The following is a 23447-nucleotide window of genomic DNA, read 5'->3' as shown; positions in this document are numbered from 1 at the left end:
TGGGAGAAGTTTATTACATGTAAAAACGTTTGTCTGCCACTTAAGTGGCATAAAATGGCTACTCTTCAGGAAGATGTTCAAGCAAGTTTTGAGAGTCTTTTATGAAAATCTCTTTGCGTTTGACATCAATAAGCCCTTGCTTTTTTAACGATTGTAAATTGCGATTGAGCACTTTTCGTACTGTGCCCACAAGGCTTGCTAGCTCTTCATGCGAAAGATTATTGATAAGTTTGAGTGTCTGCTTATCTCCTTGTTTTTCAATGTTTTTAGCGATCAACTTCACCAAGCGTGTAGTAGTGTCATAAAGCGATAAATCTGCTGCCAAGGTTTCAACATCACGGAGCTGTTTCGCAACATACGGTAAGAAGAGTTTGTTAAAGGAAGGCTTTGTTTCGATCCACTCACGAAAAAGCTCAATGGGAAAAACAAGAAGTGTCACATCATCGAGCGCCATCGCCACATTTTCATGCACTTTGGCATCTAAAAGGGTAATGATGTCGTACATATCACCTTTGGTGAGTAGATAAAGTATCTGCTCTTTGCCATTTTCAAAGTTGATCTGCGAGATTTTGACACGCCCTTCTAAGATGACAAAAAAGTGTTCCATGCACTCTTCAGGGCGCATCAGAATTTCACCCTTTTTAACATGCACCACACGACCAAAATGCTCTATGTCGTCTTTGAGTTCTTGCTGTATAACGTCAAGTGCGTACATAACCTAACCTTTGACTTCGCCATCGACATACATCCACGCTTTACCAAATCGCTTAAACCGTGAATGCTCTTCATGCAAACCTTTCGCACCATTTTGCACAAATGAAGCACGAAAAGAGACTTTGCCTACTTTATCCTTTTCTCCACCTTGCCACGTCTCTAAAACTTCAAGTTCTGTCCAGGCTAAACCTTTACATGTAAAGGCAATATCCTCTTTGAGATTTTTTGCACGATGGCTTGGATGCGTGGTTTCAAACAGATAATCCACCAATCCAAATACATACGCAGCGTAGCGTGAACGCATCAATGCAACGGCAGTTGGAGCATTATGATGTTTATGGTACGGCTCACAACACGCTTCATAGGTTTTTTCACTACCACAAGGGCAGAGATTTTCTTCTTTCATTCGTCCTCTTTTGATTACATGTAAGCGATTATTATACAAATATTTCGTTAAATCCCCTCTGCAATTGCACCCTTTCAACTGCTTCTAGTGAGTGTTTGGCTACAATAACCGCTCATTTACCAAAAGGCTTTTTTAGTATGTTTGCTTCGCTTTTTTTCTCATGGAAACCATGGCTTCCAGTCGTTTGTCTCACTATTTCAGCATTTATTTTTAACACCACCGAATTCGCTCCTATTAGCTTACTCACTGACATCGCGAGTGATTTTAACATTAGCGAAGCTCAGACTGGGCTTATGATGACCGTTTATGCGTGGGTCGTAGCCACAACATCGTTACCATTGATGCTTCTTACCAAAGATATGGAACGCCGAAAATTACTTCTGCTTTTATTTTCTTTTTTTATTGCTAGCCATATACTCTCTGTCCTCGCATGGAATTTTTGGATTTTGATGTTCTCACGCATTGGTATAGCGTTTTCTCATGCCATCTTTTGGTCGATAACCGCTTCACTGGCTTACCGCTTAGCCCCACAAGGTAAAAAAACACGCGCCCTTGGCATTCTAGCGACAGGCACATCCCTTGCCATCGTTTTGGGTTTGCCTCTTGGTCGCCTCATCGGTCAGAGTTTGGGCTGGCGTACAACCTTTGCCTGCATCGCTTTAGTCGCCTTTGCGATGATGTTTTTTCTCATGAAACTTTTACCACAACTTCCCAGTGTCAATGCAGGTTCTCTAAAAAGCTTACCGCTTTTGATCAAACGACCTGCGCTTATGGGCGTTTATCTTTTAACCGCTTTAGCGATTACTGCGCATTTTACAGCCTACTCGTACATCGAGCCGTTCGTGCAACAAATCGCCTTTTTAAGTGCTGACTTTGCAACCGTAACGCTCTTTATTTTCGGTATTGCAGGAATGCTTGGCAGTACGATTTTTGCGCATTTCAAACACAAATACCCCTTTACGATCATCGTAAGTTCACTTGGAGCACTCATCTTATCGTTACTTTTGATGCTCCCACTTGCACCACACACCATTCCCTTTAGTCTTTTGTGCCTTCTTTGGGGCATTGCGATTTGTCTCATTAGCCTCATTCTTCAAGTCACCGTTTTAGAACTCACCCCTGATGCCACCGATGTTGCAATGTCCCTTTATTCGGGCATTTATAACATTGGCATTGGCGGGGGCGCTTTTGTGGGAAGTTTGGTTATATCTCAGAGTTCAATGGCAAACGTGGGGATGTTCGGAGCTTTGTTTGGAAGTGTGGCGCTTGTGTTGGCGATTTGGATTTGGAAGAGGTATCTTTTGATCCGAAATTAGAGGTTTACATGTAAAGAATTGAATATTAAGTTAAACCCCGCAAAAGGTTTTCTTTTAAAATAGTATCAACTAAGTATTTATAATATTATTTCTTTTTCCAATCTTTTATTATTCTATCTTTGAAAACCGCTGTTATGTTTCCTTGATGGAGATATTCAATGACGCCTATGAGCTCTTGAGCATAATCAATAGTAAATATAAGTTTCTGTGGCGGCATAATTTCATAATCTACTGTATAGGCACGAAGTTTAAAATTCGTAGTACCATAGTGTATATAAGCATCCTCAAAATTCTCTTGATTTGTAAAATTTCCATACTGATTGCTTTTAGAATCTAATCTATTAGCTAAATCATGCAATGAATATCTTTCTCCATTTTCATAATTTTCAATAAATATTTCGTTGTTATTAGCTCTAAAATTCAATGGTTTTGACACATCAACATCTGTATTCTTCTGAACCCAGTCTTTGTCTATAAACGGCTTGAAATTTGTAATTTTTGCTGGAGATAATACATGTATATGTATTTCAATGATTTTGACAAGTGGATTACCGTTTTCATCTTGCCAGTCATTGGAATTTTCTTCTCTAACAATGAGTAAATCTATTTTATTTTGACGTGCTTTTGCCTCAGCACCACTTTGATATCCTATTTTAGTCGCAAATATAGGTTTGATATCTGGTAAATCATGAAGTTTCCCGATAAGAGCATCTATCTTTTCAATCGATATTTTTGAAGAATAATCTTTACACTCAATAATTGTTTTGTATGTTATGCCTGCTAATTCATATTCCCAATATAAATCAAATTCTCGTTCTATTCCATTATTATCAATAATTTTTTTGTTTCGTTCCACTTCAATATTGTGTTGTTTTGCAAATGGTTCAGAATCTAAAAGTGCTTGCTGTAATATTTGAACAAATTGTTCATAATTACTTCCCATTTTTGCCATCCATATCCTTTATGCGGTCATTTAAAGTTTAGGAGAGAATTGAATTAATTGCTTTGCGATATTTTACATGTAAAACCTCTCAGCCTTACATGTAAACATTTGACTTACCCTTCTCGAAGCGCTTTAGCAATCAATTCGATTGGGTTTTTGAAGATGACATCGACTTTTTGCCCGTGCATCGCATCGCCCAGTTGCATACGACACGCACTACACTCTGCACTCACATACTCAGCACCCGTCTCTTTAATCATCGCGGCTTTTGGTAGTCCTGCGGCTTTGGCAAAACGGTAATTGCCTGTTTGCATGGTGACACCACCAAAACCACAACAACGGTTCGGATCGCTCATCTCTTTCATCACATAATTTTGTGAGAGTAAGTTTCGTGGTTCTTTCCAAACCCCTTGCATTTTGCGCGCGTGGCAAGGGTCGTGGTAGGTGATCGTCTCGGATCTACGAGATTTACTGGCTAAAATCTCGGCTAAATTTGTCTTTTTCTCTAGGTATTCTGTAGCCATAAAGATGTGTGGGGCAATCGCTTTAGCCCTTGCTTGCCACTCAGGTTGGTCGTGGAAAAAGTGAACGTAGTCTGCTTTGATCATCGCGCTACAGGTCGCTTCAGGAATGATGATGGCATCAAGTTCGCCCACAAAACCTTCGATGTACTCGATGTTAAACTTCGCGAGAAAGTCCACACTGTCAAAATCACCCGTGAAGTACTGAGGGGCACCACAGCATTTTTGTTGTTTAATAAGGTAAGCGTCTATCTGTAACTCTTTTAAAATCTCAAGTAAAGACTTGCCGATGTCGGTGTACATGTAATTGGCTAAACAACCGATGAAAATGCCCACTTTGCCTTTGCCACCGTTATGAATGACATCGGGATGTGAGTTTAAGAAGGTCTTTTTTGCCAAACTTGGAAAGAGTCTGTCCATCTTGATGATCGGAAAATTACGCAAATACATTGATTTTTGTTTTTCGACCATTTTGAAACCACAGGTTTGAAACATGTAACCAAAACGAGCCAAAACGTCCATAATATTACGGTTGCGAAGCAAGAAGAAGGCGAGTTTTTTGTACCAAGCAAGCCCAAATTTTTTGCGAATGTCATTGCGCGCTTGCTCAATGAGCATATCCACAGGTAAATCGTTCGGACAGACATCCACACAATTCGTACACAAAAAACAGCTCTCAAAAATGTTTTTAGCATTTTTATCGAGTTCGAGTTCACCTCGTTGGTACGCACCGAGAAGGTCTAAAAAACCTCTTGGAGAAGTAACTTCATCACGGTTAACTTCGTGAATCGTACAAACAGGAATACACTTACCGCACTTGACACAGGCATCACTCGTTACATTGAATTTAAACATCTGTTACACCGTTTTACTGAAGCGTCGTTTGTCTTCAGGTATTTTTTGGAGGTACGCATCAAAAGGCATCACGATATTTCGAATCAGCAGTGTGCCTGTTGTATTGACTAAAATCTTTTTAGAAACTCTATCAACCACAACCAAATCTTCTTGCTCAAATGGTTCAAGCGCTTTAATAGCGTCTGCAAAATAGTCGAAAAAGTTAATGCCAAATGCTTGCTCAATGCCGGCAATGTTTAGCTTAAAGTTGCTCATCATCTCCATGATGACCGCTTTTCTCAGCACGTCATCATCATTGAGTGTAAGCCCACGATGTACTGGCAATACACCTGCATCGATGGCTTTTTCGTATTCGTCCATCTCTTTGAAGTTTTGCACATAGTGTTTCAAACCCTCACCGATGCTCGTCAAACCAATGCCAATAAGATCTGCGCCACCTTTGGTCGTATAACCTTGAAAATTGCGGTGCAACTCCCCTTTTTCAATCGCCAAGAAAAGCTCATCATCAGGCTTTGCGAAGTGATCCATACCGATCATTTTATAGCCATTTGACTCCAAATAGTCGATGGTGTAGCGCATAATGGCAAGCTTGACACTCGGATGCGGAAGCGTGGTCTCATCGATCTTGCGCATGGACTTTTTCATCCACGGTACGTGGGCGTAGTTAAAAACCGCTAAACGTGTCGGATCAAGTGAAACTGCCAAACGAAGGGTCTCTTGAAAACTCTCAAACGTTTGGTACGGAAGTCCGTAAATCAAGTCCATGTTAATCGACTTAATCCCTGCCTCTTTAGCCATTTTCACGGCATTGCCCGTCACATCGTAAGGCTGGATACGGTGAATCGCTTTTTGAACCTCATCGTTAAAGTCTTGAACCCCATAACTAATGCGGTTAAACCCATTACCTGTCAGAACATTTAACTGCTCTTTGGTTAAAAAACGTGGGTCAATTTCACAACTGATTTCAGCATCTTTCGCAAAGTTTTTAAAATAACGTTTGATGGAGCCAATAATGCGCTCTAGCTGTGTTGTGTTAAAAAAGGTTGGCGTACCACCACCAAAGTGCATCTGAATCACTTCGCGAGAGGTATCGAGGTGTTTGGAGAGAAGTTCGAGTTCGCGCTCAAGATAGTCTATGTAGCGCTCTTTTTTATCTTCCTTACTGGTGTAAACGACGTTACACCCACAGAAGTAACAGGCACTTCGGCAAAAAGGAAGGTGAAAATAAAGTGAGAGTTTACGGCTCTTATCTTGGGTTGCCAAGATGCTCTCATAACTTTTATGCGTAAATCCTTCATGAAACTCGGGCGCTGTTGGGTAACTTGTATACCTTGGACCCGCTTTGGAGTACTTGGCAAATTTATCAAAATCAATCATGCTTCATCCTAGCGCTCTATCGCGCTGATAATACTCGCCCCTTCAGGCAAATAGAGATCTTTCAGGTCTAAAAAGAGATTTGGATGATCTTTTTTGATCTTTTTGACCAATTTATCAAAATCAATTTCGCTTTTTTTACTCTTTTTGATCTCTTCTGTTGCTACTGTCCAAACGTCTTGAAAATCAAGTGGCAATTGCTGCAAAATGCTTTTCTCTAATTTGAGAAAAAGTGTCTCTTGCTCCGCTTTTTTAAAGTGCTCTATCATTTTAGTGAGTGTGTCAATAGAAAGCAGTGCATGAAGTTTTTGCTTCTCATCGTACACTAACCATGGCTCTTTTAGATTATCCCATGCGCCATTTTTGAGGCGTAAAAGCTTCGCGTTTTCTTCTTCACTTGGCACAATCTCTAAAACCGTCTGTTCTTTTTGTTTACTGAGGCTGAGGCCCTTAGAAATTTTTTCTATCATCCTGAACTCTTTTTTTCGTTTAAATTCCATTAGCTGTTTCTATGCCTATCGAGCCATACCATCACGGCTTTTTGGGCATGAAGTCTGTTTTCTGCCTCATCAAAAATCTCATCCGCATGTGCTTCAAAGACACTCTCACTTACTTCATAGTCACGGTATGCTGGCAAGCAGTGTAAAAACATCGCATCTTTTTCTGCCAAGCGCATCATCGCATCATCGACCATATATCCTTGGAATGCTGCCACACGCGCAGCTTTTTCCGCTTCTTGCCCCATGGAAACCCATGTGTCTGTTGTCACAACCGTAGCACCTTTGATCGCCTCTTTTGGATCATTGCCGATTTTAATGACCGCACCACTCTCTTTTGCAAAAGCAAGGGCTTCCGCTAATATTTTAGCATCAACCTCATACCCTTTTGGTGTAGCAACACGAAGCTCAAAACCAAGTTTGGAAGCCAGCATGAGCCATGAATGGGTCATATTGTTGCCATCGCCTACATACGCTACGATCGGATTGGTCGCTTTATTATACTCAACCATCGTGAGATAGTCTGCCATCAATTGAACAGGATGGTACGCATCACTTAGTCCGCTAATGACGGGTACACGTGAATACGCTGCAAACTCTTCAAGAGTGCTTTGAGCAAACGTGCGAATCATCACCATGTCAACCATACGGCTAATCACACGTGCCGTGTCTTTCATAGGCTCGCCACGTCCCAATTGAAGGTCATTGGAAGAGAGGAACAAACCTACACCTCCAAGCTGATGAATACCCACTTCAAAACTTACGCGTGTTCTGGTACTGCTTTTTTCAAAAATCATACCTAATGTTTGATCTTTCAGGTAAGGCACATAATTTTTTGCTTTTGCCTCTTTTTTAATGGCAATAGCAAGATCAATCATCTCTAAAATCTCTTTCTTACTAAAATCTTTGAGTGTTAAAAAATGTCTCATCCTATCTTCTCCTTAATACTTCTGCTACTTCTTTCGCGTGATAACTGATGATAATGTCAGCCCCAGCACGTTTAAACGCAATCATGGTCTCCATCATCACACGCTCATAATCAATCACACCCGCTTTACCTGCGGCCTTGAGCATCGCGTATTCGCCACTCACGTTATAAATACACAAAGGGGTCGAGGTGGCATTGCGTACATCACGAATGATGTCAAGGTATGCAAGGGCTGGTTTGACCATCAAAATGTCTGCACCTTGCATCTCATCTTCCACGGATTCTGCTATCGCTTCTCTCCTATTTGCTGGGTCCATCTGGTAGGTTTTACGGTCTCCAAAAGAAGGAGCAGATTCTGCCACATCACGGAATGGTCCATAGTAAGCACTTGCAAATTTAGTCGAATAACTCATAATCGGCAAGTTTACAAACCCTTCGCTATCAAGGGCGTCGCGTAACGCTTCGATCATGCCATCCATCATGCCTGAAGGGGCTATCATATCCGCTCCAGCGTGTGCGTGAACGAGAGCTTGTTTGGCTAAAATTTCCAGTGTAGCGTCGTTGTTGACACTCTCATGTTCGATGTCTAAAATGCCACAATGTCCATGGTCAGTAAATTCACAAAAACAAAGATCGGTGACGACAAACATTTTTGGGTATGCCTTTTTTACGGCTTTTATAGTGCTAGCAATAATGCCATGTTCGCACAGCGCGTCACTTCCCACACTGTCTTTCACCTCAGGAATTCCAAATAAAATAATAGAGTTAATGCCAAGTTCTTGCAAACTTCCACACTCTTTAACAATCTCATCAATGCTCATCTGATACACACCAGGCATCGAGCTAATCTCTTTTTTAATGCCTACGCCACTTTTAGCAAATAACGGATAGATAAAATCATCCATGCTGAGTGTTGTTTCGCGTACTAAGGAACGAAGTGTTGCATTCATTCTAAGTCTTCTAAATCTTTTAAACATTCTTTTGCCTTATCTTGGTTAAAATTAGACCTCGTTATAAAAAGTAGTGATTTTAGCATAACTGGATATAAAAGAAAATGAAAATAGAAATTTCCGAGGTTGCGAACCTTCCCTCACGTTTTGGGACGTTCAAAATCCAATCGTTTAAACAAGGTATTAAAGAGCATCTTGTGGTATTTAAAGAGCCTTTAGGAGAGATTCCATTGGTACGCGTTCACAGTGAATGTTTAACCGGTGATAGTATGGGAAGTCTTAAATGTGACTGTCGCGATCAGCTCGAATTTGCGCTTACAACCATCGAAAAAAATGGTGGAATGGTTATTTATTTACGTCAAGAAGGCAGAAACATAGGACTGCTCAATAAAGTCAATGCGTATGCTTTGCAAGACAAAGGTTTTAACACCATTGAAGCTAACCATCAGTTAGGCTTTTTGGACGATGAGCGCACGTATGAAATGGTCGAATTTGTGTTGGATTATTTTAAGATCACCAAGATCAAGCTTCTCACCAACAACCCGAAAAAAATTGAGAGTTTGAAAAATATTGAAATTGTCGAGAGAGTTCCTGTCATCATCCCTTCCAATAAGTTTAATGCAGGCTATTTGAAGACGAAAAAAGAGCAGATGGGACATCTTCTTTAGGATATAAACCATGATACGTACTGCGAAAGTTGAAGATGCTGACGTTATTGCTGAACTTCTTACTCAACTTGGCTATGAGAAGACGTTATCTTTTATGCCAAACCGCATCCTAGAGCTTTTAGACAACCCTGATGCGATGCTTTTTCTCTATGAATCTGAGGGCAAAGTCGTTGCCCTTCTCTCTTTACATGTAATCCCTCAAATTGCACTTTTTGGTTCATTTTTACGCATCAGTTATTTTGTGGTGGATGAAACAGTAAGATCACGTGAAATTGGAGCGGAACTTGAAGCTTTGGCAACTAAAATTGCTAAAGAAAGAGCGTGTGACCGCATCGAAGTGCATTGTCATGAAAGACGAAAAGATGCTCACCGTTTTTACGAGCGACATGGGTACATAGAATCACCCAAATATTTCATCAAAAATCTTTACATGTAAAGAAGGCGAGCCGAAACTCGCCTTTCATTTACGCTTTTAAATTTGCGTTTGCAAAATCCCAATTGACAAGATTTTTCAAGAAAATATCCAAATAATCTGCACGCTTGTTTTGATAGTCAAGATAATAGGCATGTTCCCACACATCTACCGTTAAAATCGCTTTTTGACCGTGTGCTAATGGTGTGTCAGCATTGCCAGTTTTAGTGATTTTGAGTTTTCCACCCTCTAGCACAAGCCAGGCCCAACCGCTACCAAATTGTGTCAATCCCGCATTTTTGAAGGCATCTACAAACGCTTCGTAACTTCCAAAATCTTCTGTGATTTTAGTAGCAATAGCACCACTTGGTGCTCCACCGCCACCTTTTTTCATAGAGTTCCAGTAAAAGGTGTGATTCCACACTTGCGCAGCATTGTTAAAAATACCTATTTTTTCAGGTTTATTGGCAACCGCTACAATAATCTTTTCAAGACTCTCATCTGCTAGCTCACTTCCTTGGATAAGATTGTTCAGATTGGTAACATAAGTCTGATGATGCTTTCCATAATGAAATCCAAGGGTATTGGCTGTAATATAAGGTTCTAATGCATTAGCCTCGTAAGGAAGTGCCGGTAAAGTAATAGCCATAAAAAACTCCTTTGTCTAAAATTTGTTCATACTTCCATTCTACTCCGTCTTGATAAATGAATGTTAAATAACTGAAACTAATTATCTTGACTTATGTCATGGCTTTTTTTTTGAAACCAATGAATAATAGAAACTTATATTTATTTTACGTAGGAGAATTAGATGCGAAGAACCATCAAGCGACAATTAACCTTAGTCTCTATTGTCGTCGTTTTTGTAGCATTACTGCTTGGTATTAAAACCATGATGGATGGGCAGAGTAAACTGCGTAATATCCACGATTTGCAAAACATTGTCACGCTTTCAACCAGCATTAGTCTGTTTGTGCATGAGAGCCAAAAAGAGAGAGGAACGAGTGCTGGATTTATCGGCTCAAAGGGCCAAAAATTTGCAGATAAATTAGCTCCTCAGCGCCAACTAACCGACAAAGAGCACCAACGCTATAAAGAAGCACTCCAAGCGATTGAACTTAAAAATTACCCACAATCTCTAAGTGATAAAATCAAAACGATTGAAGAAATGCTACAAAAACTTTCTTCCATTCGTAGTCGTATTGATAGCCTCAATATCAGTGCTTCAGAGCAAGTGGATTATTACACATTACTGAACAAACACCTTTTAGATATTGTTGCATCTACGGCACTCCTCTCTTCCGATCCTGAGATTGTCAAACAACTTGGTGCTTATGCCAATTTTCTCAAAGCAAAAGAGCGAACGGGCATTGAGCGAGCTGTTCTTTCTAACACTTTTGCCGCTGGGCAATTTGCGCCTAATATGTTTGTTAAGCTCATAACATTGGTTTCAGAACAAGTCTCGTATATTGACTCTTTTACAGGAACAGCATCTCCTACATCCATTGCTTTTTATGAAAAAACGATGCGTGCTCCTCTTGTGGAAGAAGTGCAAAAGATGCGCTCCATTGCCATTGAAAAATCAAGTGTCGGTAATTTTGGTGTCGATGCAACCCATTGGTTTGATACGATTACCAGTAAAATAAATCTCCTAAAAGAGGTCGATGACACACTTGCCAAAGAGATTTCGGCATCCCTTTCAGCCCTCAAAAGCAGTGCACGTACCCAAATGCTCATTGAAGGTGGTGGACTTGTTGCTATCACCTTTTTTATCATCATTTTACTCTATACAACATTTCAAGATGTCATTCGTGCGATTACGACTTCAGGCAAAAAACTAGAATCCATTGCATCCAATCTCGACCTCACCCAATCGTTAGCTCTTGATAGTGACAATGAGATTTCCGATACCATGAAACAGGTACAAAAGCTTATTTTTAATTTTAAAGAATCCATCGGCAAAGCACTCGACACTTCCAATCAAAGTGTTGAAGCCAGCAATTCACTGAGTAATGTCTCTTCCAACCTTGCTTCCAATATTGAAGAGCAAAACCGCTCCATTCATAGCATTCAATACGAAATGCAATCGCTTAAAGAGAAAGAACTTGCCATGAAAGAGATGTCTTTTAAAACATTTGGCGACCTTGAGCAGACCAAAGAGGTTCTTGACGCATTTGTCACCAATATGAGTAAAGTCGTCGATCTCATCGCTCAAAGTGCTCAAAAGCAGCATGACCTTGGCGGAAAAGTCGACTCGCTTTCAAGCCAAGCAACGCAAATCAAAGATGTTCTAAGCATCATCGGTGACATTGCCGATCAGACCAATTTACTAGCACTCAATGCCGCCATAGAAGCTGCGCGTGCAGGTGAACACGGGCGAGGTTTTGCCGTTGTTGCCGATGAAGTACGAAAATTGGCGGAGCGTACCCAAACCTCGCTTTCAGACATCAGCGCAACAACCAATATTATCGTTCAAACCATTCACGATGTCACGTCTGAAACAGAGAGCATTTCTCAGTCTTTTTACCATCTCTCAAAAGAGACCAATATTCTCATTGTTGACTCTCAAAATACTTCTGAAAAACTCAGCAATACCATCAAAATTTCGCAACACCAAACTTCAGAACATACCGCTGTTGCACAAACCGTTGAAATGTTTATGAAACATATTGATGATGTGACAACACTCTCTGAAAACAACAACACACTAGGTGAACAAGTTAAAGAAATTTCCAATCACCTCTGTGGAAAAGCAGAAAGTGCTAATGTTGAGCTCAGACGATTTCGCATTCAGTAAATCTTTGCCTATAGGCTCTCTTTCGAGCTTATAGGCACAATTTGAAATATTAATCGCTCATTAATCGCCATTTGGGTAGGATATACCTTTAACTCATATGAAAGGTTTTTAGGCATGGCTGCATATTCGCTTCCTGATACATTTTGGCAAGACGTCGATACGTTTACGACACTTTTGCTTCAGTACAACCAAACTCACAATATTTCAGGTGCTAAGAGCAAAGAAGTAGTGCTGAAAAATGTTGAAGATAGCATCTATCCTTTAGAATATTTACATGTAAACGAAATTAAAAGCGCTATTGACATAGGAACAGGGGCTGGATTTCCAGGATTGCTTTTAGCACTTGCCTTGCCACATGTTCATTTTACGCTGTTTGAACCCATTGCGAAAAAAAGCGCTTTTTTACACCTTGCTAAGACAACACTTGAACTTAAAAATGTCGATATTGCCACAAACAGAGTCGAGAAGGTCGCCCCTTTTAAAGTCGATCTCATCAGTTCTCGAGCGGTCACCAATACTAAAATGTTGGTCAAGTTATGCAAACATTTTATTGATCCTTCCACAACACTTCTTTTTTACAAAGGTGAATTGGTGGAAGAAGAGATCAAAGGGTTATCAAATTGTCAGGTTTACCAACGTGACAAACGCTATTATCTTGTTATGAAGGATGTTGATGCTGCTTAAAATTGCACTATTTGCTGTTATAATTTTTCTAATCTATATGTTTTTTTTCAAAAATAGTCGTAAGGAAGATATCCAAAAAAGTGCTTCTAAAAAAGTCTTAGAGGGTGAAACGATGGTAGAGTGCCAAACGTGTTCAACTTTTATCAGCCATAAAGAGGCAATCATCAAAGATGGCCTTTTCTACTGCTCGAAAGAGTGTGCGAGGTTACCCTAATGTTACTCATTGGTCATGAACTTATCCCTAGCGAGCCTTTTTACCGTGTTGCATCTATCGAAGAGATTGCTAAAACACCATCAAATGCGGTGGTTTTATTTGATTTTGAACCGACACTTTCAGCCTATTGTGTGTCACAAAACGTTTCGTTTGCTTTACATGTAAAGCATATTAAGGAGCTTGTTTTGGCAAATGCGCTAGGTGCAACGTATTTCATTGTCGATAAAAGCTTAGCATTGCATGCACAAAAAATTGCTGATGATTATCTCTTTGATGGTAAAGTATTGCTTCTTAGCAATGATGACAATGAGATCGAATTTGCAGCATCTCATGCCATCGATGGCATTCTTTTTGAAGCAGGTATCGTAAGCCTATAAGCTAAATAATCTTTCGTTTTAACGCCGGATATAGCTTGGTGATGATCTCATAACTAATGGTATGAAACTGTTGCGCTAAAGGATTGGCATCATCAAACATACACACGTTTGGTGCATCACCACCAAGGCAAAAACTGTCCATCGACATGCGTCCTTTGCTCAAGCTTCCATCCGCCATTACCACAGGGTCAAATCCATCAAAGCGAAAGAAACCATCCCCATAACCAATGTCATAGGTTGAGATAAGCTCATCTGATTTTGCTTCATAAACACCGCCATACCCTACACGTTCACCTTTTTTGAGGATGCGCGTACTAAGCCTCTCCGCCCAAAGAGCAAGAACAGGTTTAAGATCAAACGTAGCAATTAACGGATCGAGTGTTGTGTAACCATACATAGCAATGCCCGAACGAGCATAGTCATCATCGCCTAAAGAGTGCGTACGAAGTAAGCCTGCTGAGTTGCACGAATGAAATGAAGTTTTAGGTAATCCATACTGTTCAATAAGTGCTTTAATGCGTTTTTTAAACCGCTCAAAATTGGCACGTTGCCAAAAAAATTCACTGCTTAGTTCATCAGAACTTCTAAAGTGTGTAAAGACACCTTTTAAGCGTAACTTTTTAGCATGAATAAGTGCCATTGCCTCATCAATTTGATCTTCTTTAATGCCGTTTCTGTGCATTCCAGTATCTAGGCTTAAATGAATCGAAGTACCAATAGGCAGAGCTTGGAGTGCTTCATATGAGTGTGCCGCAAAAGAGATGGAAGGGGAGAGTTTTTGAGATGTTGGGTGATCGACTAAGACCAAGACCTCTTCAAAAAGATCGGCGATCATTTCGGCTTCTTCGATATTTTTAACCGCTGCTTTGCTTAAGCCATACTCCGAAGCAAGAGAAGCCATAAGCCTCAGATCATGCCCATAAGCGTTGTCTTTTAAAACCGCCATAAGCTTCGTTTTTCCCCCAGCCTTAGCGCATAACACATCAAGATTGTGGAAGAAATGCGCTTTGTTAATCGTAATAAATGCCATTGTTTTACGCTTTCACCCCAAGGTTACGAATTACAAAACCACGAATTTTACGGGCTTGATAATCGAGTTTATAAAAATGCTCATAGATAGCTTTCGCATCCAACGTTGGATGATTGGAAAAATCAAAGGCGATACCATTTTTCTCTTTTGGAACATTCGCATCGATGTAAGCCATAAAAGCATCTCTCGCATCGAGAAGCTTATCGAGTTCTTTGTCAATCTCTATCTCATGTGGATTCATGATGTATCCTTATTTCTCTGCCAAGATTTGCATCTTGTCTCCCACCAATTCGATATAAAGCTCTTTCTCACCTTTTGAACCAAAAGAAGGGCTTTTATACGTTTGGAAAAATGAAACTTTAAAAAGTTTGCGATCGTCTAGTGTTGGATACGGAGCAATAGCAATATGTTCAAAAACAATCGTTTTGTTCTCTTTACGTGAAAAAATCTGTTTTTTCATATTGGAAAATTGCAGCTTGCCTGATCCATCTGATTTTTTAAAATCATTCGAGTAGAAATTCAAATACGCATTAATGTCATTGATTTTCCATGCGTGTTGCCATTTATAGACTTCACTCATAACAGAAGCCACTGCCTCTTTGGTCAATTTTGGAACTTTACTCTCACCAATGATGATCATGGCACTTTCAGCGTTAATTTCAGTATCAAGAACAAGAAGGCTATTGTTTTCAAATGCAACACATCCTTTGGTACGATCATCACGATCTTTGCCATCAATTGGCATACCGTGAATCCAAATACCATCACCATTTCTACCTCTAAGGCTATCAAAAAGGTTAGGATACGAAAGCACAAATGCTAAAGGTCCGTAAAATTGATCCATCGGTTTAAAACGTTTCGTGATTTCATACACACCAACAGGCGTTTTAAGATCGCCTCGTTTGACTTTATCACCACTTTTACCCATGATGACATCGTGTCCACGAATCAATTTTAAACCATCGTCTTCATTGTGATAAACTTCACAACGCTTTCGATCTTTTTCACACACGATGAGTGATTCGACATCTTCATAATAGCCATAACTAACATCAATGTTTTTAAATTGTTTCAACCAATAATCGCGTGCCATAGACTCTTTTTCTGTTGGGACTTTTGGTTTAACAAGCTTTTTTTGACCAAGTTTAATGACGGGTTCTTTAATCTCTTCTTTCTCTTTTTTAACTTCTTTTACAGGAGCTTCTTTGACCTCTTTGGATTCAAACTCTTTTTTGAGAAAATCCTCAACGGCATTAATGCCTTTTGTTTTATAAATTTTATAAATATCCTCAGCTGTCGCTGCATATAAAGCAAATGCACATAAAGATAAAAAGACTAGATAACGCATACAACCCCTCTTGCTAATTACAATTTTTGGAGGCTATTTTATAAAAAAATGACTTAAGACCTCCTCTTGTGAGGAAATAAAAATTGATTTTCTTTTTTTACGTGGATTTTAAAATTCTTTGGCTATTATCAAACCATCGAACTTCAACAAAAGATGCGCCCATGTCATTAGAACTCATTTTGGCCTCATGTATCGTCGCTCTACTGGTTATACTGCTTCCTACTCTTTTTCTACTCAGTCAAAAATTAGGACCCTCCAACGTTGGCAATAAAGCTAAAAATAGTGTGTACGAAAGTGGTATCAGCTCGCCTATTGGAAACAGTGAGAGTCGCTTTAGCGCCAAGTTTTATCTGGTTGCTATTTTATTTGTCCTTTTTGATGTGGAAATTGTTTTTATGTTCCCTTGGGCAGTCAATGTACGAGAATTAGGCTTTTTTGGGCTTTTTGAGATGTTTACTTTCATTGGACTGCTTCTGTTTGGACTCATTTACATCTACCGTATTAAGGCACTCTCATGGCAGTAGGCGCAGAAGCAATTTTTGGCGAAAGCCTCATCACCACCAAACTAGACAGTGCCATTTCTTGGGCAAGAGAATCTTCCATGTGGCCTTACATTTTTGGAACGGCATGTTGCGCCATTGAATTTATGAGCGTAGCAAGTAGCAAATACGACATCTCTCGCTTCGGCGCCGAAGTGGTACGTTTCTCTCCACGCCAAGCCGATCTACTTATTATTGCAGGAACGATCAGCTACAAACAAGCCCCTATTTTAAAAAAGATTTACGATCAGATGAGTGAGCCTAAATGGGTCATCAGTGCGGGAGCATGTGCTTGCAGTGGAGGCTTTTACGACAACTACACGACCCTCCAAGGCATTGATAGCATCATACCTGTCGATGTCTATGTTGCAGGTTGCCCTCCTCGTCCTGAAGCTTTTTTAGACGCCCTTTTGGAAATTCAAAAAATCCAAGCAACGCAGAGCCTCTTAGAGGATCGCGCCAAACGAGTTTTCAAAGGAGTGCTTGATGCCTAATGCATTTAAAAAACTCTTTGAAGAACATTATAAACTAGATGCTTATGGTGCGTATGTTCTCCCCAAAGAGCTCATCTTACAGGTGTTGCAAATACTTCAAGAAAAAGATAACTACACTTTTTTGGTCGATATGACCGCCATTGATTATTTACATGTAAAGGATCAGCCTGAGCGTTTTGCCATCGTCTATATTTTACGCGATCACCATTTTAAAAACCTCATCACCCTTAAAACCTACATCGACAGCTCTTTGGCAACGCAAAGTATTACCTCTTTATTTAAGAGTGCCAACTGGGCGGAACGGGAAATTTGGGATCAGTATGGCATTCATTTTAAAAACCACCCTAACCTCAAACGCATTTTAAATCATAAAGAGTTTGTGGGGCATCCGTTGCGTAAAGATTATCCCATTACGCAAGGACAATTGTGCCATCAAAGCGATGACCTGATGGATGAGATGACACCACGCCTCAAAACCAAAGGTTACACGTCTCAAGATGAACTTATGTTCCTCAACCTTGGCCCTGCGCATCCTGCAAGCCACGGAACGATTCGCACTTTTGTGGCACTGGATGGTGAGAACATCACCTGTGCGGTCAGTGAAATCGGCTACTTACACCGAGGGTTCGAGAAATCATGCGAAAACCATACCTATAACCAAATCATTCCGTATACTGATAGGCTTAATTACTGCTCAGCAATTTTAAACAACATCGCTTATGCGCACGCTGTTGAGGGTATTTTAGGTGTTGATTTGCCAGAGCGTGCAAAGTTTATTCGCGTTATCATCGGTGAACTTTCACGTATCATCGACCATTTGGTCTGCTTAGCTGCCATCTTAGTCGATATGGGCGCACTCACAAATTACTGGTATCTTTACAATCCCCGTGAAAAAGTTTACGATCTTCTCTCAAAGCTGACAGGAGCGCGCCTTACCAACTCTTATATGCGCATCGGTGGAATGAGCCACGACTTGTACGATGGGTTCGAGCATGACTTAAACGTATGCCTTAAAGAGATTGAACAAGGGGTAGGAGAAGCGCTTAAACTCATTGAACACAACCGTATTTTCCATGATCGTACTCAAAATGTCGGTATTATCACCAAAGAAGATGCCATCAACATGGGAATTACAGGACCAAATCTAAGAGCATGTGGTGTTCCTTACGATCTTCGCGTCACAGCACCTTATTATCATTATGAGACGTTTGATTTTGACATTGCACTGGGCAGTGTTGGAGATGTCTATGACCGTATGATGGTACGTTTTGAAGAGATCAAGCAAAGTACACGCATTATCAATCAAGCGATGCAACGCTTACCTGGTGGGGCTATTTGCGTGCAAGACTCTGCGATCTCCTTGCCTGCTAAAAAAGATGTTTATGGCAATATCGAAGGATTGATGAATCAATTTAAACTGATTTACGAAGGGGTTAAAGTACCCACTTCCGAGTATTATAGAGCTATTGAAGGTGCGAACGGCGAGTTAGGCTTTTTCGTTGTCAGCAATGGCAGTGGCACACCGTATAAAGTTAAAGTTAGACCTCCTTGTTTTTACGCAATGGCAGCATACCCAAGCCTTATTGAAGGTACCATGATTGCAGATGCCGTTTTAAGCCTTGGCAGTCTCAATATCATTGCAGGGGAGTTGGATAGATGAGTATCTTTTCGTTCAATCAAGAAAATGAGGAAAAGTTCAACGCACTTCTTGAACGCTATCCCGATAAAAACTCTTTAATGCTTCCTTCTTTGTGGATGGTTCAGTACCAAGAGGGATGGATCAGCCTTGAAGCGATGCAATTCATTGCCAAAAAGTTGGAGTGTTCTGCGATGGATGTCTACTCTGTCGCCTCTTTTTACACGATGTTTCTCCTCCAACCCATCGGAACATACCATTTGCAACTGTGCAAAACACTCTCGTGTATGCTTGCAGGCTCTAAAACCTTGCAAGAACATTTGCAAAACCGCCTTGGCATCAAAGCTGGAGAAACGAGCAAAGATGGTAAATTTACCCTCACCTTAGTTGAGTGTTTAGGCTCATGTGGCACAAGCCCTTGTATGCGCCTGAATGATGACTACATCGAAAACCTCACCCTTGAAAAGCTCGATGCGCTTTTGGAGGAACTTTCACATGATCGTTAAACTGGTAAGCAAAAATTTTGATATTCCCGAAGCCTACACGCTTTGCGTAGCACAAGAAAATGGCAGATATGCCTCTTTAGAAAAACTCTTTAAAATGAGCCCCGATGAAGTCACCACTGAAGTCGAAAAAAGTGGACTTCGCGGTAAAGGCGGTGGTGGAGCACATACGGGTGAAAAATGGCGACTGATCTCTCCTCAAAACACCAAACCCGTTTACTTGGTTATCAATGCTGACGAGGGCGAACCGGGCACGTTTAAAGACCGCCAGCTTTTAGAGTTTGACCCGCATCTGCTTATTGAGGGTATCATTTGCTCAAGCTATGCTATTGGCGCGCATCATGCGTATGTGTATATCCGTGGCGAATATGTCTTTTGGATGCATCGTTTGCAAAGTGCTATCGATGAAGCGTATGAAGCAGGCATTTTGGGAGAGAGCATTCTAGGGCATAACTATGCTTTACATGTAACAATTCACAAAGGGGCTGGTGCATACATCTGTGGTGAAAAAACCGCTCTTTTAGAGTCCTTAGAAGGCAAGCGCGGACATCCTAGACTTAAACCTAAAGGCAAGGAGCCGGAGTGGTTTTTTGGTAATCCAACGGTCGTGAACAATGTTGAGACCATCGCGAGTGTTCCCTACATCATCAACGAGGGCTATGGCGCGTACCAGATGTATGGCACCAAAGAATCTCCTGGCACGATGCTCTTTGGCATCAGCGGTCACGTAGAACACCCAGGCGTGTATGAACTTCCTTTTGGAACTTCCATGAAAGAGGTCATTTACGATCTGTGCGGTGGTATCAAAGACGGCAAAAAACTTAAAGCCATCATCCCCGGTGGTTCATCGGTGCAAATTCTCAGAGCCGATGAAATCGAAGATATAACGCTGGACTACGAAAGCCTCAAAGCGCATGGCTCATCCCTTGGAACAGGCGGCATGATCGTGATGAACGAAGACGTGAGCATCCCTGAAGTGATGAAAAACCTCTTTGAGTTTTACCACCACGAATCTTGCGGACAATGCACACCATGTCGTGAAGGCACAGGCTGGGTCGATCGCATCTTAGCCAAAATCTTAGCTGGCAAAGGGACTAAAGAAGACTTCGACACCATCCTTGACGCGTGCGATATGCTCAATGGCAAAACCATCTGCGTTTTTGCTCCATCGGTGGCTTTTATTGCGCAGAGTTATATTAAAAAATTCCGTGAAGAGTTTGAAGCATTGCTCAAATAGCCTTTACATGTAAAGGCTATTTAATAAACAACGACATATACGAAAGTCTTGCCGTATCGATCAAGAAGTCGACTCCAGGGAAGTAGGCGATAAAGGTATTGCCAATACCTCCCCAAATAACGGCTATAGCAATAACGCCAATCGTAATAGGCGTTATACCTCTCAAACTTGGAACATCGTCCCATTCTGATTCACATGCAGGGTAAAAATACATCAATGCGATGAGTTTGAAGTAGTAATAGATCGAGATAAAGGTCGCGATGATACCACAGACGGCCAAGAAGGTATAACCCGCTTCAATAGCGCCAGTGAAGATGTAAAACTTACCCACAAACCCAATGGTACTAGGAATGCCTGCTAAGGAGAGCATAAAGATGCTCAGCATCGCTGCCATATACGGATGTACATGCGCAAAACCACGAAAATCTTCATAGGTGACACGAATGTGTTCATCCGCTGCTATGTAAGAGATCAGTCCAAATGCGCCCATGGCGGAGAGAAAGTACGCTATCAAATAGTAAATGATGGAAGAAGAAGCACTCTCGCCTGCGTAGCCGATGGAGACAAAAGCGATGAGCAGATAGCCTGTATGCACGATGCTCGAAGCGGCTAACATACGTTTTAGACTCTCTTGGATGATCGCTAAGAATGTACCATATAAAAGCGTTGCCAAAATAATGACGATAAAAAGTGTGTCCCAAATGTCACGAATGGGGTCAAGGTCGATCAGCATCAAACGAAGGACAAAACCAAAGATCGCTACTTTAAACGTTGCTGCCATAAATGCCGTTACAGGTAGAGGCGAGCCATCATAGACATCAATTGTCCAATTTTGAAAAGGGAACGCGGAGATTTTAAACAAAAAGGTGACCAATATAAACGTCGCTCCAATGATAATGAGCGAAACATCTTTACCCATCAACAGATCAAGCGCTTTTCCGATGTCACCTAAAATGGTCGTGCCAAGACCCGCGTAAATGAAAGCTGTCCCTAAAAGGAAAAATGCTCCTGAGATGGAGCCAAGCACTAAGTATTGATAGCTTGCTTCCACTCTCTTGTCATGAATTTTCTGAAATCCTATCATCACGTAAAGGGCAAGTGAAGCGATCTCAAGTGCGATAAAAGCGGTTAAAAGCTCATTAGCGTGAACTAAAAGCATCATGCCAAAAACCGAAAAAAGGAAAAGAGAAAAAAACTCTTTTTTGAAGTGACGTTTGATTTGAAAATAGTGTGTACCAATCAAGGATGTCACCAACGCACCACTGAGGATGAGTGCATCAAAATAGACCGAGTAACTATCGACAATGAGCATTTTAGAGAAAATCTCTTGCATCGGGAAAGAGGTAAAGAGTTCGCCAAAATGGTAAAAATCAGCCCCTAATGCCAATAATAAAATAAGAAAAGTAAAGAGTGAAAAACGCTCCATAGAAAGTCGCTCAAGCGGAGAAAGAAGCATTAAAAGAATAGCTCCACTACCAACAATGATGAGTGGCAAAAGATAGCCCAGTTGTATCCACTGCATCATTTCACTCCTACATGTAAAATATCAATCAAATAGTGTTGTAAACTTGGCTCGATCTTATATAAGAAAAAATCAGGGTAAACACCCATTGCGATGATAAGCACCGCCAAAGGAAGCAGCCCTAAAATCTCGTGCAAACTCAGGTCTTTCATGTTTGAGACATTGTTATCGCTTTTAACCAAAATTGCTTTTTGAAACACCCAAAACATATAGCTTGCCGCAACCAATACCGTAAGAGCCGATAAAACACCAAGATAAGGGTTGTAATGAAAGATGCCCAAAACAATTAGAAGTTCGGCAACAAAACCATTCGTTCCAGGAATTCCCACCGTACAAAAAAGCATAATGGCAAAGAAAAGTGTAAACCATGGAGCCCTCTCAGCAATGCCTCCAAGAGCACTCAGTGAGCGAATACCAAGGTGGCGCTCCATCACACCCACCAGCAAGAAAAGTCCACCTGTTGCGATGGCGTGTGCGACAATCAAAAAAGCACTTCCCATCATTCCTTGAAGATTGAGCGCAAAAACACCCGCGGTAATGAAACCTAAGTGCGAAGCGGACGAATAAGCAAACATTTTTTTAATGTTCATCTGCGAAATCGCAGCTATACCAAAATAGACCAATCCAAAGATACCTAGTGCTACAAAATAGAATGAAAACTCGACAAACAGATCTGGGAAAAGGGGAATCATAAAACGAACCAGCGCATAAACTCCCAGTTTTGCCATGATGGAAGAGAGGAGGAAAACACCGCCCGTTGGTGAATTAGAATAGGTTTGAAGCAGCCATGAGTGAAACGGGAAAAGCGGAATTTTGATCGCAAAGGCAAGCATAAAGCCAAAAAAGAGCAGTATTTTTTGCTCACGCGCAATGGTTGTAATATTCACCAAATCAGAAAGTGCAAAGCTCCACATACCAAACTCATAGTAGTGAGCCACGCCCAAATAAAGAATACTCACAAACATAAAGAGTGAGCCCATAATGGTATAGATGGTGATTTTAAGCGTAGAAAAAACGCGATTGCCCGAACCAAAAAGACCGATAATCATAAAAACAGGCAACAACATCGCTTCCCAAAAAAAGTAAAACAAGAACAAATCAAGCGAGAAAAGTGTTCCACTGATACCTGATTGGATGAAAAGCATGCTGATCCAGTAACTTTTGGAGCGTTCATTTTTCCATAAAAGCAGATACGCACTTGGGATAAGCGTAGCGATGAGCATTAAAATAATGAGTGAAAAACCATCAATGCCTAAGCTGTAAGAGATTCCATAACTTTTAATCCAAGGATAAAATTCTTTAAATTGAATGAGTCCAGAGAGTTCAAAATGTGTGTAAATATAAAGGGCAAGGGCAAAAATAGCAAGCGATACGCCAAAGGCAACGTTACGTGTTGCACGTGAAGGCAAAGGCGTTACCATGAGGATGAAAGCTGCTACCATCGGTAAAAATATAATGATTGAGAGAATTCCTATACTCATG

Annotated in this window: 26 protein-coding genes; 12 read left to right on the top strand and 14 right to left on the bottom strand. The window is 40.8% G+C overall.

All coding sequences use genetic code 11. The features are described from left to right. Positions 1-58 precede the first annotated feature (58 nt). Together SAR02S_RS02310 and SAR02S_RS02305 are read right to left on the bottom strand one after the other, a co-directional pair. Positions 59-715 carry a Crp/Fnr family transcriptional regulator gene (locus tag SAR02S_RS02310; RefSeq protein WP_041956525.1) on the bottom strand — a complete coding sequence of 219 codons (657 nt, stop codon included), beginning with the start codon at positions 713-715 and terminating at the stop codon, positions 59-61. A 3-nt stretch (positions 716-718) separates the two neighbouring features. Next, positions 719-1120 (bottom strand): YchJ family protein, encoded by a 402-nt coding sequence (locus tag SAR02S_RS02305; protein ID WP_041956524.1) that lies wholly within the window; start codon positions 1118-1120, stop codon positions 719-721. Between the two features lie 137 nt (positions 1121-1257). On the opposite strand from SAR02S_RS02305, the gene SAR02S_RS02300 reads away from it, so the two are divergent. After that, on the top strand, positions 1258-2436 hold the full coding sequence (locus SAR02S_RS02300; protein WP_041956523.1) for a sugar transporter: 1179 nt from the start codon (positions 1258-1260) through the stop codon (positions 2434-2436). Positions 2437-2521: 85 nt separating this feature from the next. Here the strand turns inward: SAR02S_RS02300 and SAR02S_RS02295 are convergent, their stop codons facing one another. From SAR02S_RS02295 to hemB, 6 genes are all read right to left on the bottom strand, one after another. Next, complete coding sequence (locus SAR02S_RS02295; RefSeq protein WP_041956522.1) at positions 2522-3388, bottom strand: restriction endonuclease; 867 nt, start codon at positions 3386-3388, stop codon at positions 2522-2524. A 104-nt stretch (positions 3389-3492) separates the two neighbouring features. Continuing rightward, positions 3493-4755 carry a (Fe-S)-binding protein gene (locus tag SAR02S_RS02290; RefSeq protein WP_041956521.1) on the bottom strand — a complete coding sequence of 421 codons (1263 nt, stop codon included), beginning with the start codon at positions 4753-4755 and terminating at the stop codon, positions 3493-3495. Positions 4756-4758: 3 nt separating this feature from the next. After that, positions 4759-6132 carry an oxygen-independent coproporphyrinogen III oxidase gene (hemN, locus tag SAR02S_RS02285; RefSeq protein WP_041956520.1) on the bottom strand — a complete coding sequence of 458 codons (1374 nt, stop codon included), beginning with the start codon at positions 6130-6132 and terminating at the stop codon, positions 4759-4761. Positions 6133-6140: 8 nt separating this feature from the next. After that, positions 6141-6599 carry a DUF2603 domain-containing protein gene (locus tag SAR02S_RS02280; RefSeq protein ID WP_232293972.1) on the bottom strand — a complete coding sequence of 153 codons (459 nt, stop codon included), beginning with the start codon at positions 6597-6599 and terminating at the stop codon, positions 6141-6143. Positions 6600-6628: 29 nt separating this feature from the next. Then, positions 6629-7555, bottom strand: a complete 927-nt coding sequence (gene argF / locus SAR02S_RS02275; protein ID WP_041956518.1) for an ornithine carbamoyltransferase — start codon at positions 7553-7555, stop codon at positions 6629-6631. 1 nt (position 7556) lies between these two features. Beyond that, on the bottom strand, positions 7557-8531 hold the full coding sequence (gene hemB, locus SAR02S_RS02270) for a porphobilinogen synthase (protein ID WP_041956517.1): 975 nt from the start codon (positions 8529-8531) through the stop codon (positions 7557-7559). 77 nt (positions 8532-8608) lie between these two features. Here hemB and ribA point away from each other — a divergent pair, with 77 nt between their 5' ends. Then, positions 8609-9172, top strand: a complete 564-nt coding sequence (gene ribA, locus SAR02S_RS02265; protein WP_041956516.1) for a GTP cyclohydrolase II — start codon at positions 8609-8611, stop codon at positions 9170-9172. A 10-nt stretch (positions 9173-9182) separates the two neighbouring features. Beyond that, positions 9183-9608, top strand: coding sequence for a GNAT family N-acetyltransferase (locus SAR02S_RS02260; protein ID WP_041956515.1), 426 nt, complete (start codon positions 9183-9185; stop codon positions 9606-9608). 28 nt (positions 9609-9636) lie between these two features. On the opposite strand, the gene SAR02S_RS02255 is transcribed toward SAR02S_RS02260, so the two are convergent. After that, positions 9637-10233, bottom strand: a complete 597-nt coding sequence (locus SAR02S_RS02255) for a superoxide dismutase (RefSeq protein WP_041956514.1) — start codon at positions 10231-10233, stop codon at positions 9637-9639. A gap of 162 nt (positions 10234-10395) precedes the next feature. Between SAR02S_RS02255 and SAR02S_RS13630 the strand changes: the two genes are divergently transcribed. The 4 genes from SAR02S_RS13630 to SAR02S_RS02235 all read left to right on the top strand — a co-directional run bounded on the left by SAR02S_RS13630 (position 10396) and on the right by SAR02S_RS02235 (position 13656). Continuing rightward, positions 10396-12381 (top strand): methyl-accepting chemotaxis protein, encoded by a 1986-nt coding sequence (locus tag SAR02S_RS13630; protein WP_041956513.1) that lies wholly within the window; start codon positions 10396-10398, stop codon positions 12379-12381. 114 nt (positions 12382-12495) lie between these two features. Next, on the top strand, positions 12496-13065 hold the full coding sequence (gene rsmG / locus SAR02S_RS02245; RefSeq protein WP_041956512.1) for a 16S rRNA (guanine(527)-N(7))-methyltransferase RsmG: 570 nt from the start codon (positions 12496-12498) through the stop codon (positions 13063-13065). Beyond that, complete coding sequence (locus SAR02S_RS02240; protein ID WP_041956511.1) at positions 13055-13279, top strand: PP0621 family protein; 225 nt, start codon at positions 13055-13057, stop codon at positions 13277-13279. The genes rsmG and SAR02S_RS02240 overlap by 11 nt, the downstream gene beginning before the upstream one ends. Continuing rightward, complete coding sequence (locus SAR02S_RS02235; protein WP_041956510.1) at positions 13279-13656, top strand: hypothetical protein; 378 nt, start codon at positions 13279-13281, stop codon at positions 13654-13656. The genes SAR02S_RS02240 and SAR02S_RS02235 overlap by 1 nt, the downstream gene beginning before the upstream one ends. 1 nt (position 13657) lies before the next feature. On the opposite strand, the gene SAR02S_RS02230 is transcribed toward SAR02S_RS02235, so the two are convergent. Genes SAR02S_RS02230 through SAR02S_RS02220 form a run of 3 tightly spaced genes read right to left on the bottom strand, consistent with a single transcriptional unit; the run spans position 13658 to position 16034 of the window. After that, positions 13658-14686 (bottom strand): alanine racemase, encoded by a 1029-nt coding sequence (locus SAR02S_RS02230; protein ID WP_041956509.1) that lies wholly within the window; start codon positions 14684-14686, stop codon positions 13658-13660. A 4-nt stretch (positions 14687-14690) separates the two neighbouring features. After that, a complete protein-coding gene (locus SAR02S_RS02225; RefSeq protein WP_041956508.1) occupies positions 14691-14927 on the bottom strand; it encodes a hypothetical protein in 237 nt (78 codons plus the stop codon). 9 nt (positions 14928-14936) lie between these two features. Next, on the bottom strand, positions 14937-16034 hold the full coding sequence (locus SAR02S_RS02220) for a L,D-transpeptidase family protein (protein WP_052433504.1): 1098 nt from the start codon (positions 16032-16034) through the stop codon (positions 14937-14939). 161 nt (positions 16035-16195) lie between these two features. On the opposite strand from SAR02S_RS02220, the gene SAR02S_RS02215 reads away from it, so the two are divergent. The 5 genes from SAR02S_RS02215 to nuoF are packed head-to-tail and all read left to right on the top strand — an operon-like array spanning position 16196 to position 20443. Then, positions 16196-16558, top strand: a complete 363-nt coding sequence (locus SAR02S_RS02215) for an NADH-quinone oxidoreductase subunit A (protein WP_041956507.1) — start codon at positions 16196-16198, stop codon at positions 16556-16558. Beyond that, a complete protein-coding gene (locus SAR02S_RS02210) occupies positions 16549-17067 on the top strand; it encodes an NADH-quinone oxidoreductase subunit B (RefSeq protein ID WP_041956506.1) in 519 nt (172 codons plus the stop codon). Before SAR02S_RS02215 ends, SAR02S_RS02210 begins: the two co-directional genes overlap by 10 nt. Beyond that, positions 17060-18727, top strand: a complete 1668-nt coding sequence (locus tag SAR02S_RS02205) for an NADH-quinone oxidoreductase subunit D (protein WP_041956505.1) — start codon at positions 17060-17062, stop codon at positions 18725-18727. The genes SAR02S_RS02210 and SAR02S_RS02205 overlap by 8 nt, the downstream gene beginning before the upstream one ends. Further along, positions 18724-19209, top strand: coding sequence for an NADH-quinone oxidoreductase subunit NuoE (gene nuoE, locus SAR02S_RS02200; RefSeq protein ID WP_041956504.1), 486 nt, complete (start codon positions 18724-18726; stop codon positions 19207-19209). The genes SAR02S_RS02205 and nuoE overlap by 4 nt, the downstream gene beginning before the upstream one ends. Next, positions 19199-20443: an NADH-quinone oxidoreductase subunit NuoF gene (nuoF, locus tag SAR02S_RS02195; RefSeq protein WP_041956503.1), complete on the top strand. Its 1245-nt coding sequence runs from the start codon at positions 19199-19201 to the stop codon at positions 20441-20443. The genes nuoE and nuoF overlap by 11 nt, the downstream gene beginning before the upstream one ends. A 16-nt stretch (positions 20444-20459) precedes the next feature. Here the strand turns inward: nuoF and SAR02S_RS02190 are convergent, their stop codons facing one another. Next, a complete protein-coding gene (locus SAR02S_RS02190) occupies positions 20460-21968 on the bottom strand; it encodes an NADH-quinone oxidoreductase subunit N (protein WP_041956502.1) in 1509 nt (502 codons plus the stop codon). Next, a complete protein-coding gene (locus SAR02S_RS02185; protein WP_041956501.1) occupies positions 21965-23446 on the bottom strand; it encodes a complex I subunit 4 family protein in 1482 nt (493 codons plus the stop codon). Before SAR02S_RS02185 ends, SAR02S_RS02190 begins: the two co-directional genes overlap by 4 nt. Position 23447 lies beyond the last annotated feature (1 nt).

Source organism: Sulfurospirillum arsenophilum NBRC 109478 (assembly GCF_000813345.1).
GTDB classification, from domain to species: domain Bacteria; phylum Campylobacterota; class Campylobacteria; order Campylobacterales; family Sulfurospirillaceae; genus Sulfurospirillum; species Sulfurospirillum arsenophilum.
Note: the sequence above shows the minus strand (reverse complement) of the source record. Positions and strands in the feature narration are given on the sequence as shown.

Bases quoted from the DNA above. Each gene is read 5' to 3' on its own strand.
- SAR02S_RS02310 (WP_041956525.1), bottom strand. From the start codon at position 715: ATGTACGCACTTGACGTTATACAGCAAGAACTCAAAGACGACATAGAG.
- SAR02S_RS02305 (WP_041956524.1), bottom strand. From the start codon at position 1,120: ATGAAAGAAGAAAATCTCTGCCCTTGTGGTAGTGAAAAAACCTATGAA.
- SAR02S_RS02300 (WP_041956523.1), top strand. From the start codon at position 1,258: ATGTTTGCTTCGCTTTTTTTCTCATGGAAACCATGGCTTCCAGTCGTT.
- SAR02S_RS02295 (WP_041956522.1), bottom strand. From the start codon at position 3,388: ATGGCAAAAATGGGAAGTAATTATGAACAATTTGTTCAAATATTACAG.
- SAR02S_RS02290 (WP_041956521.1), bottom strand. From the start codon at position 4,755: ATGTTTAAATTCAATGTAACGAGTGATGCCTGTGTCAAGTGCGGTAAG.
- hemN (WP_041956520.1), bottom strand. From the start codon at position 6,132: ATGATTGATTTTGATAAATTTGCCAAGTACTCCAAAGCGGGTCCAAGG.
- SAR02S_RS02280 (WP_232293972.1), bottom strand. From the start codon at position 6,599: ATGATAGAAAAAATTTCTAAGGGCCTCAGCCTCAGTAAACAAAAAGAA.
- argF (WP_041956518.1), bottom strand. From the start codon at position 7,555: ATGAGACATTTTTTAACACTCAAAGATTTTAGTAAGAAAGAGATTTTA.
- hemB (WP_041956517.1), bottom strand. From the start codon at position 8,531: ATGTTTAAAAGATTTAGAAGACTTAGAATGAATGCAACACTTCGTTCC.
- ribA (WP_041956516.1), top strand. From the start codon at position 8,609: ATGAAAATAGAAATTTCCGAGGTTGCGAACCTTCCCTCACGTTTTGGG.
- SAR02S_RS02260 (WP_041956515.1), top strand. From the start codon at position 9,183: ATGATACGTACTGCGAAAGTTGAAGATGCTGACGTTATTGCTGAACTT.
- SAR02S_RS02255 (WP_041956514.1), bottom strand. From the start codon at position 10,233: ATGGCTATTACTTTACCGGCACTTCCTTACGAGGCTAATGCATTAGAA.
- SAR02S_RS13630 (WP_041956513.1), top strand. From the start codon at position 10,396: ATGCGAAGAACCATCAAGCGACAATTAACCTTAGTCTCTATTGTCGTC.
- rsmG (WP_041956512.1), top strand. From the start codon at position 12,496: ATGGCTGCATATTCGCTTCCTGATACATTTTGGCAAGACGTCGATACG.
- SAR02S_RS02240 (WP_041956511.1), top strand. From the start codon at position 13,055: ATGCTGCTTAAAATTGCACTATTTGCTGTTATAATTTTTCTAATCTAT.
- SAR02S_RS02235 (WP_041956510.1), top strand. From the start codon at position 13,279: ATGTTACTCATTGGTCATGAACTTATCCCTAGCGAGCCTTTTTACCGT.
- SAR02S_RS02230 (WP_041956509.1), bottom strand. From the start codon at position 14,686: ATGGCATTTATTACGATTAACAAAGCGCATTTCTTCCACAATCTTGAT.
- SAR02S_RS02225 (WP_041956508.1), bottom strand. From the start codon at position 14,927: ATGAATCCACATGAGATAGAGATTGACAAAGAACTCGATAAGCTTCTC.
- SAR02S_RS02220 (WP_052433504.1), bottom strand. From the start codon at position 16,034: ATGCGTTATCTAGTCTTTTTATCTTTATGTGCATTTGCTTTATATGCA.
- SAR02S_RS02215 (WP_041956507.1), top strand. From the start codon at position 16,196: ATGTCATTAGAACTCATTTTGGCCTCATGTATCGTCGCTCTACTGGTT.
- SAR02S_RS02210 (WP_041956506.1), top strand. From the start codon at position 16,549: ATGGCAGTAGGCGCAGAAGCAATTTTTGGCGAAAGCCTCATCACCACC.
- SAR02S_RS02205 (WP_041956505.1), top strand. From the start codon at position 17,060: ATGCCTAATGCATTTAAAAAACTCTTTGAAGAACATTATAAACTAGAT.
- nuoE (WP_041956504.1), top strand. From the start codon at position 18,724: ATGAGTATCTTTTCGTTCAATCAAGAAAATGAGGAAAAGTTCAACGCA.
- nuoF (WP_041956503.1), top strand. From the start codon at position 19,199: ATGATCGTTAAACTGGTAAGCAAAAATTTTGATATTCCCGAAGCCTAC.
- SAR02S_RS02190 (WP_041956502.1), bottom strand. From the start codon at position 21,968: ATGATGCAGTGGATACAACTGGGCTATCTTTTGCCACTCATCATTGTT.
- SAR02S_RS02185 (WP_041956501.1), bottom strand. From the start codon at position 23,446: ATGAGTATAGGAATTCTCTCAATCATTATATTTTTACCGATGGTAGCA.